This is a genomic window from Gordonia sp. GONU (assembly GCF_024733855.1).
Classification (GTDB): Bacteria; Actinomycetota; Actinomycetes; order Mycobacteriales; family Mycobacteriaceae; genus Gordonia; species Gordonia amicalis.
The window spans coordinates 1-986 of the sequence record NZ_JANRHB010000084.1; the positions used below are offsets into that span (position 1 = coordinate 1).

1 pseudogene is annotated in these 986 nt (G+C 63.0%); it reads right to left on the reverse strand.

Going from position 1 to position 986, the window contains the following annotated elements:
• Positions 1-67: 67 nt before the first annotated feature.
• Positions 68-986 (reverse strand): annotated as a pseudogene (locus NWF34_RS25245) (IS21 family transposase); the annotation flags it as partial.

Below are 986 nucleotides of genomic sequence, written 5' to 3' on the forward strand. Positions count from 1 at the left end.
GCACCGAGTTTGAGGGCTTTGAGTGAGCGGAGCAGGTCAGCACCGATTGGTTGGGTGGTCATGGTCTCTAGTTCTCCTTGGTGCCTGGAATGAGGGTCAGTGCTGCTGTGGCAGCGGCGAATTCGGAAGGGTCACGGGTGAATCTGGTGGGGGCGTGACCGGCGGCTCGGGGCAGTGCTGGGCTGGTGGTTTCGGTGCCACGTTCGAGCATGGAACGGATCTTGGTGACCGCGATGACATCGAGAGCGAGGGCTGACTGGCAGGCCGCATCTACTGGTGCGGCTCCGTAGGTCGAGACCAACCCGATCAGTGCGTATACCGCCCGCATGCGCGACCAGGGGCGAGGGTCATCAACGATGCGCGCAGCGTAGAGACCGATATGTGGGCCGTAGCGTTCGCATTGCTGCAGCTGGGCGGTGATGTTGCGGGTGGCGTAGGCACCCAGATCTGCCGGGTAGTCCGCCGGATCGGTGCTGCGACCACCCGCGCCTTGTCGGGGGTGTTGTTTGATCAGCTCGCCGCGGTGATAGAACTTCACCGTCTCGGAGTCGGCGCGAACATCGACGGTGGTACCGATCCACGTTTCTGGAAGCGAGTACAACGCTTTACCCACACAGGCGTGAAAGTCTTTGTGCACCTTCACTTGTTTGAAGACCGGAACATCGTAGGGCTGCTGGGGTACCGGCAGCAGATGCCGGTGTTCCTCGGCGGCGAAGACGACCGCGGGTTGGGTTGCGGTGGTGCCGTGCACCCGCATGCCGGCGGTGTGAGCACACCAGGTGCGTGCTGCTTGCTGGGCATGGTCGAGGTCGGTGAAGGTTTCCCCGGCCCAAAAGTTCTTCTGCACGTACTGGATGGTGCGTTCGACCCGGGGTTTGTCCTGCGGGGTGCGCACCCGAGCGGTATCGGTGACGAACCTGGCATGGGCTGCGTAGTCCAGCCATCCCCGACTCAGCCGTGGGTTGACTGCATCAGCCTGGGCGACA